Consider the following 8,032-nt stretch of genomic DNA (forward strand, 5'->3'; position numbering starts at 1 on the left):
CCCTCATAAAGTGAGGCAACCTCAGGATAGCCGTTGAACATCAATGTGTCTTCCCGCGCGGAAAACAGGCCGCCACCGATGACGCGGTGCGATGCCTGAGACCAGCGGGGGTGGTCAACGTCAGGGTTCACGTTGGAATAGAACCCGTATTCGCGGGCGTTGATCTTGTTCCACGTGGTGGGCGGTTCGCTGTCCGTCAGGGTGATCCGCACGATGGATTTGATGGATTTGAAGCCGTATTTCCATGGCACGACCAAGCGCATGGGCGCGCCGTTCTGGTTGGCCATGGGTTCACCATAGATACCTGTCGCCATCAGGGTCAGCGGGTGCATGGCCTCATCCAGACGCAGACCTTCGACGTAAGGAAAGTCGATGACGCGGCGTTGCACGCCGGGCATAACCTCAGGCAGGACGGCGGTTTCAAAGGCCACGTGGGTGGCACCGGACTGAACGCCGACCTTGGTCAGAAGATCAGCCAATTCAAAGCCATTCCATGGCACGACCATCGCCCAAGCCTCAACACAGCGGAACCGGTAGATGCGTTCCTCAATGGTCATATCCCCGATCAGGTCCTGCAGCGCATAGGTGCCGGGATTGTCGACCAGACCGTCCACCGTCACCTCCCACGGATCGGTCTGCATGTCGCCTGCATTGGCGGCTGGATCGGACTTGCCAGTGCCGAATTCATAGAAGTTGTTGTAGGAGCGGATTTCTTCGAGCGTGTTGGGCTCCAGCGCTTCCTGCGCGTGCACCGTACCGCCCAGCGCGCCGGCCCCCGCCATACCAGCCAGAACCGCGCGGCGGTTCATCCACAAGGATTTCGGGGTCACGTCATTACGGGTGAGGGTGTTTGTCCAGCGGTGGGCCATTGAAGTCTCCGGCAGTTACGATTTCGTGATATATATAGGGTGAAGGTGTGAAGCGTCACTAAACACTGTGTCACGTCTGCGCGGGGGGGCTGTAACAGTGTCGAATGGCCTTGCGGCCATCCGACCCGCGCGCCTGCGGCGCGGGTGGGGGCGCTGCCCCCGGGCGTGCGCCCTCCCCCGAGGTATTTTGGAACCAGAGAAAAGGGGCCGCCTAGCCCGGATAGAGGGTGGACAGCAGTGTCGAGGTGCCATCGGCCTGCACGATGCGGACATGGTCGCGGCGCATTTTGCGCGGCTCGGACACGCCGACGGAATGGGCGATGGTTTCGACCTCTTTGATGATGCCTTTGGCGTAAGACGCAACGCGGTCATATTTTTCGGCCGGAACGAGGCCCTTTTGGAACCGTGGGTCGTGTGTCGTGATGCCGGTGGGACAGGTGTTCTTGTTGCATTTAAGCGCCTGAATGCAGCCCAGACTGAACATGAAGCCCCGCGCGGAGGTCACGAAATCCGCCCCCGCACACAGCGCCCAGGCGATATCACCGGGGTTCACCAGTTTGCCGGAGGCCACGATGCGGATGCGGTCCTTGAGGCCGCGGTCGTTGCGCAAAGCAGACACGCGCGGCAGGGCCTCACGGATGGATACGCCCACCAGATCAATCAGCGGCATGGGCGCGGCACCGGTGCCGCCTTCGCCGCCGTCCAGAGTGATAAAGTCCGGCGCGCTGGCCGGGCCGCGCGCGACGATGGTGTCGAAGAAGTCGGCAAAGGCGGCCTCGGCCCCCATGACGGTTTTGATGCCCGTGGGCAGGCCCGTGACCTCACGCACATGGGCGATGAAATCCAGCAGGTCGTTCCAGTCGTCGACCTCTGCATGGCGGTTGGGGCTGATGCCGTCTTTGCCTTTCGGCAGGCCACGGATTTCGGCGATTTCGGCGCTGATTTTGGCGGCGGGCAGGATGCCGCCCTTGCCCGGCTTGGCCCCTTGGGCGAGTTTGATTTCGATCATTTTGACCTGAGGGTGCGCGGCCACTTTGCGCAGTTCGCCCTCGTCAAGGTTTCCGTCCGCATCGCGCACGCCGTATTTCGCGGTGCCCATCTGGAAGACGATGTCGCACCCGCCTTCGAGGTGATAGGGCGACAGGCCGCCCTCGCCCGTGTTCATCCAGATGCCCGCCTTGGCACAGCCCCGCGACAGGGCCTGCACGGCGGGTTTGGAGATCGCGCCGTATGACATGCCGCTGAGGTTGAAGATCGACGGCGCGTCGTAGGGTTCGCGCGCACCGGGGCCGATGGTCAGCGCCTCGGTGCTGGCGAACTGGTTGTCGAGCGGCGGGAAAGCCGCGTTGGTGAAAATAGGGGTGCCCGGCACGGCGAGGTTGCGGGTGGACCCGAAGGCGACGGTGTTGCCTTTCCCACCGGCCGCGTGTTTGACCCAATCGCGTTGGGCACGGTTGAAGGGCAGTTCTTCGCGGTCCATGGCAAAGAAATACTGGCGGAAGAATTCCCCAAGGGCGGTGAAGAGATAGCGAAAGCGCCCGACCACCGGATAGTTGCGCCGGATCGCGTCTTGGGTTTGCAGCCGGTCGATCACAAAGAGCACAGCGATCATCGCGATCACCAGCCCCATGGCCACGATCAATGCCACAGCAAGGCCTTCGAATACGGACATGGAAAAACTGGAAAACATGGGCGCGGTGCCTTTCGGGTTTGATGCTGGGGACAGCACAATAGACCGATGGTCCGGACGTCAACCGAAACGACCGGAAGCGGCAAAAGACACGGTGCGGATTATGGCCGGATCACCGGGCGATTTCCGCCGGTGATCACATATACGTGACTGGAAATTCGGCCATAGTGCGGCTTAGCCCCGGTGCCGATGTCGTCAAACTGCATCGGCGGAAAACCCCTTTGAACCGTGCGCCCCGAAGCGCGTATCCCCTTTGATACCAATGAGGTGTCGAACCTGATCAAAGGAGAAACACAATGCTGCGTCGTACATTTATGGCCGCGACGGCCACCCTCGCCCTGACAACCACGACCGCTTTTGCGGATGGCCACGCCAAGGATATCGTGGACACCGCGGCCGATGCGGGGTCCTTCACCACGCTTCTGGCCGCAGCCGAGGCTGCGGGCCTTGTGGACACCCTCAAAGGTGAGGGGCCGTTCACCGTCTTCGCCCCCACGGATGAGGCATTCGCCGCCCTGCCCGAAGGAACCGTCGAGGGCCTTCTCGAGGACACGGACGCCCTGACACAAATCCTTTTGTATCATGTGGTGGCCGGCAAGGTGATGTCGTCCGACCTGACAGACGGATTGATGGCCACAACCGTTGAGGGCCGCGACATTGCGGTGTCGATCGGGGACAATGTGTTCATCGGTCCTGCGACAGTGACGACTGCCGATATCGAAGCCACCAACGGTGTCATCCACGTCATCGACACGGTATTGATCCCCGAATAATCGGCGCGATCCTTTACCGAAAGGGTCGCCTTCGGGCGGCCCTTTTGCGTTTACACAGGCGGTGTGACGCGGCAGGTTAAGGCCATGAAGACAGCAATTATCACAGGCGGCGCACGCGGCATCGGGTTGGCCACGGCAGATGTTTTGCTTGAGGCCGGATGGCAGGTAGGTCTGGTGGACCGCGACGGCGATGCCCTGGCCGAGGCTGTGACGGCGCGCGACAATGTCCACGGTATTTTTTGCGACGTATCCGATCCGGATGCCGTGCAGGGCATGGTGGACGAAGCGGTCCGGCATTTCGGCACCATCAACGGGTTGGTCAACAACGCCGGTGTGGCGGATTTCGGGCCGATTGAAGACACGGGGTTTGACCGCTGGAAAACGGTGATGGAGACGAATGTGGACGGGGTGTTTCTGTGCACCCAAGCCGCCACGCCTGCATTGAAAAAATCCAAAGGCGCGATTGTGAACATTGCCAGCATCAGCGGGCTGCGTGCCTCTACCCTGCGGGTGGCATATGGGACGTCCAAGGCGGCGGTGATCCAGCTGACCTTGCAGCAAGCGGTGGAGCTGGGGGAATACGGCATCCGCGCCAACACCGTGTGCCCCGGACCAGTGAAGACCAAGCTTGCCATGGCTGTGCACAGCCAAGAGATTATCGACGCCTACCACGATGCCATCCCCCTGAACCGCTACGGACAGGAACGCGAAATCGCCGAGGTCATCGCGTTTTTGTTGTCCGACAAAGCAAGCTTCGTCACCGGCCAGACCATCGCGGCAGATGGCGGGTTTGAGGCCACGGGCGTCGGCCTGCCGGCCTTGCGCAGCTGACGCAACGCACGGTGACATAACCGGGCCTTAACCACCCAAACCTAATGTCATCCCCGGATCCCGCGCGGCCTTACACCCCGTGCGAAGCTTGGCAATCAGGACGGGGCGCATGCCCCTTTCCCTTCATATGACACGGGCGGTTTGACACCCCGCCTCGTGCGTGGAAGATGTCCGCCACCGGCGGCCGCCAGCCTTGCCACCCATTCTTTATACGACCCCATGAAAAAGGCCCTCCAGCATCGCTGAAGGGCCCCTTTGTCGTGACCAGCGCGTGTTAGTGCACCGTGGCTTCGTCCGGCTTGGGCCGGTTGGACGCACTGACGCGGTCGCCCACGATCAGCCCATCCGATCCGGCAGAAACCGGAACGACAGCACCATCGGCAATATCACCAGCCAAAAGCATCTCAGCCAGAGGATCTTGCAACGCGCGTTGGATGACGCGTTTCAGTGGGCGTGCCCCGAACACCGGGTCGTACCCTTCATCCGCCAGCCATTTGCGCGCGCCGTCATCCAGATCGAGCCGGATTTTCCGCGCAGCCAGACGTTTCAACAGCCGTGCCATCTGGATGTCCACGATCCCGTCCATATCGTCACGGGCGAGGCGGTCAAAGATGACCGTTTCATCCAGACGGTTCAGGAACTCGGGCCGGAAATGGGCGCGCACGGCGTCCATCACGTCCCGACGCGCCGTGGCACTGTCGGCCCCTTCGGGCAGTTGGCTGAGCGCCTGTGAACCCAAGTTCGACGTCAGGATAATCAACGTCTGCTTGAAATCCACGGTGCGGCCCTGACCATCGGTCAGCACACCGTCGTCCAGCACCTGCAACAACACGTTGAACACATCCGGATGCGCCTTTTCGACCTCATCAAACAGGATGACTTGGTACGGACGCCGCCGCACGGCTTCGGTCAGCACACCGCCTTCGTCGTAGCCCACGTATCCGGGGGGTGCGCCGATCAGACGGGCGACGGCGTGTTTCTCCATGAACTCGGACATGTCGATGCGCACCATGGCGCTGTCGTCATCAAAGAGGAATTCGGCGACGGCCTTCGTCAACTCGGTCTTGCCCACGCCGGTCGGCCCGAGGAAGAGGAACGACCCCAGCGGGCGGTTCTCGTCATTCAGGCCCGCCCGCGCACGGCGCACGGCGTTGGCGACTGCCCGAACGGCGGCGTTCTGACCGATGACGCGCTTGTGCAGCCCGTCTTCCATGCGCAGCAGCTTTTCACGCTCTCCTTCAAGCATCTTGGCCACGGGCACGCCGGTCCAACGTTCCACAACAGAGGCGATCTGTTCCGGCCGCACGGCTTCCTCGACCATCAGGTCGTCGGCCTCCTCGGCCTGACCCAACTGCTTTTCAAGCTCGGGGATGACGCCGTAAGACAGCTCACCGGCCTTGGCCAGATTGCCCTCGCGTTTGGCGATGTCCAGATCGGCGCGGGCACGGTCAAGCTGCTCTTTCAGATCCCGCGCGCCCTCAAGCTTGTCGCGCTCGGCCTGCCACTTCGCCGTCATCTCGGCGGAACGGTCCTGCAGATCGGCCAGTTCCTTTTCGCGGGTCGCCAGACGGTCTTTGGAGGCTTGGTCATCCTCCAGCCGCAAGGCCTCAACCTCGATCTGCAACTGCAGGACCTGACGGTCGAGCGCGTCGAGTTCTTCGGGCTTGCTGTCGACCTCCATCCGCAACCGGCTGGCGGCTTCGTCCACCAGGTCGATGGCTTTGTCGGGCAGGAAGCGGTCGGTGATATAGCGGTGCGACAGGGTTGCGGCGGTCACAAGGGCGCTGTCCGAAATCCGCACGCCGTGGTGCAGTTCGTACTTTTCCTTGATGCCCCGCAAGATGCTGACCGTGTCCTCAACCGTGGGTTCCTGCACCACCAAGGGCTGGAACCGCCGCGCCAAGGCCGCGTCTTTTTCGACGTATTTGCGGTATTCATCCAAGGTCGTCGCACCGATGCAGTGCAATTCCCCCCGCGCCAGCGCCGGTTTGATCAGGTTGGCCGCGTCCATGGCGCCATCGCCTTTGCCAGCGCCCACCAAGGTGTGCATTTCGTCGATGAACAAGATCACCTCTCCGGCGGCTTCGGTAACCTCGGACAGCACGGCCTTCAGGCGTTCTTCAAACTCACCACGGTATTTCGCACCGGCGATCAACGCGCCCATGTCCAGCGACAACAGCGATTTGTTGCGCAGGGATTCAGGCACGTCACCGTCGATGATGCGCAGCGCCAGACCTTCGGCAATAGCGGTTTTACCCACACCGGGTTCACCGATCAGAACAGGGTTGTTCTTGGTACGGCGGGACAGGACCTGCATGGCGCGGCGGATTTCCTCATCCCGGCCAATGATCGGGTCGATTTTGCCTTCGCGCGCACGCGCGGTCAGGTCCATCGCGTATTTCTTCAGCGCGTCATATCCGTCTTCGGCAGAGGCGCTATCAGCCGTGCGCCCTTTGCGGATGTCGTTGATTGCAGCGTTCAAGCCCTGTGGCGTGACTTTACCGGCGTCCAAGGCCTCTTTCGCCTTGGATTTCACCATGGCGAGGGCGGTCAATACACGTTCGACAGGAACAAAACTGTCGCCTGCTTTCTTGGCCAGCTTTTCAGCCTCGGCCAGCACCTTGCCGGTGGTGGCATCCATATAGGTCTGGCCTGCGTCACCGGTTACTTTGGGCAGTTTGCCCATGGCAATGTCGTTGGTTTGCATGACCTGCTGCGCGTTGCCACCGGATGCGTTGATCAGATTGGCCGCGAGGCCCTGATCGTCGTCGAGCAGTGCTTTGAGCAGGTGTTCGGGGGCCAACCGCTGGTGGCTTTCCCGCATGGCGATCGTCTGGGCGGCCTGAATGAAACCGCGCGACCGCTCTGTGAACTTGTCCAAGTTCATGGCGTCTCTCCTTTATCAAGCGCCCCGGTTCGAATGCTGCCCGCCAATGCGGCACAGGCTGGTGTGGGGCCTCACCGATCAGATGGGTTCACCCCGCCGCTGTTGCAAGATCACAACAACGAAAAAAAGGCGCCCCCGCTGTGGGGACGCCTGTAAACACGGGCTTTCGCTGGCCTTAATCAGCGGTCATGTCGTCCAGACGGGCACGCAGCTGGTCCGCCAGATCCTGTGCCATCTTGTCCGCCTCGTCCGCATCGGCGCGCAGGGCGTCGGCGCGTTCCATGGCGTCCTGCATCTGCGCGGCCAGTTCCTCAAGCGACAGGTCAGAGGCAGCAGTACCCTCAGACGCGTCCGTCGCGGTGGTATCGGCATCCGTGGTTTCCGGCGTTACCGCCTCGGCGATCTCGGCTGCGGACGGGTCTTGCGCTGCGCTGTCGGACCCGTCTTGGGTGTCGGCATCGCCCGCTTCGGTCCCGGCGTCGGCTGTCATGGCCTCTGAGGTGTCGGCCGCTGCATCGGAGGAGGATTCGTCGTCCTGCGCTGCGGCTGTATCGGTCGATGCGGCATCGGTATCCGAGGCGGTTGTCTGCGTATCCTCTTCGGTCGTTTCAGATGCGCTGTCAGCCTCGTCCGATGCTGTCGCTTCGTCGGTGGTCGAGGTATCAGCGTCAGACGTCTCGTCGTCGGCAGTCGCATCTTGGGCCAATGGCGCGGCGGTTGCGCTGTCAGCACTGTCAGCGTCGTCCGCTTCGGCCATGTCTTCGGCCCCGTCGGCGGTATCCGACGTCTCGGCCGTGGTGTCCGCATCGGCGACGGTCGCATCGCCCTCTTCAGAGGTGGCGTCGGATTGGGTCTCGTTCTCCGCTGTCATATCACCATCGTCAGACGGGGCGTCGTCTGCGGCTGTGGCGTCCTCTTGCGTCGCGGTGTCGTCGGCTGCGTCCGTCTGTTCGGCCGAAGTCGTCCCGTCCGCCGCGTCGTC

5 protein-coding genes and 1 pseudogene are annotated in these 8,032 nt (G+C 62.2%); 2 read left to right on the forward strand and 4 right to left on the reverse strand.

Annotation, left to right across the window (positions count from 1 at the left end):
- Together msrP and QZ653_RS14255 are read right to left on the reverse strand one after the other, a co-directional pair.
- Positions 1–869 (reverse strand): protein-methionine-sulfoxide reductase catalytic subunit MsrP (msrP, locus tag QZ653_RS14250; protein WP_296421052.1); only part of this gene is annotated, 869 nt, incomplete at its 3' end.
- Between the two features lie 211 nt (positions 870–1,080).
- Positions 1,081–2,559 carry an FMN-binding glutamate synthase family protein gene (locus tag QZ653_RS14255; protein ID WP_296421053.1) on the reverse strand — a complete coding sequence of 493 codons (1,479 nt, stop codon included), beginning with the start codon at positions 2,557–2,559 and terminating at the stop codon, positions 1,081–1,083.
- A gap of 296 nt (positions 2,560–2,855) precedes the next feature.
- On the opposite strand from QZ653_RS14255, the gene QZ653_RS14260 reads away from it, so the two are divergent.
- Positions 2,856–3,332 carry a fasciclin domain-containing protein gene (locus QZ653_RS14260; RefSeq protein ID WP_296421055.1) on the forward strand — a complete coding sequence of 159 codons (477 nt, stop codon included), beginning with the start codon at positions 2,856–2,858 and terminating at the stop codon, positions 3,330–3,332.
- Between the two features lie 84 nt (positions 3,333–3,416).
- Positions 3,417–4,163, forward strand: a complete 747-nt coding sequence (locus QZ653_RS14265; RefSeq protein ID WP_296421057.1) for an SDR family NAD(P)-dependent oxidoreductase — start codon at positions 3,417–3,419, stop codon at positions 4,161–4,163.
- Between the two features lie 274 nt (positions 4,164–4,437).
- Here the strand turns inward: QZ653_RS14265 and clpB are convergent, their stop codons facing one another.
- Positions 4,438–7,050: an ATP-dependent chaperone ClpB gene (gene clpB, locus QZ653_RS14270; protein WP_296421060.1), complete on the reverse strand. Its 2,613-nt coding sequence runs from the start codon at positions 7,048–7,050 to the stop codon at positions 4,438–4,440.
- A 175-nt stretch (positions 7,051–7,225) separates the two neighbouring features.
- Positions 7,226–8,032, reverse strand: a pseudogene (locus QZ653_RS14275) (hypothetical protein); the annotation flags it as partial.

This window comes from Pseudooctadecabacter sp. (assembly GCF_020627745.1).
Classification (GTDB): Bacteria; Pseudomonadota; Alphaproteobacteria; order Rhodobacterales; family Rhodobacteraceae; genus Octadecabacter.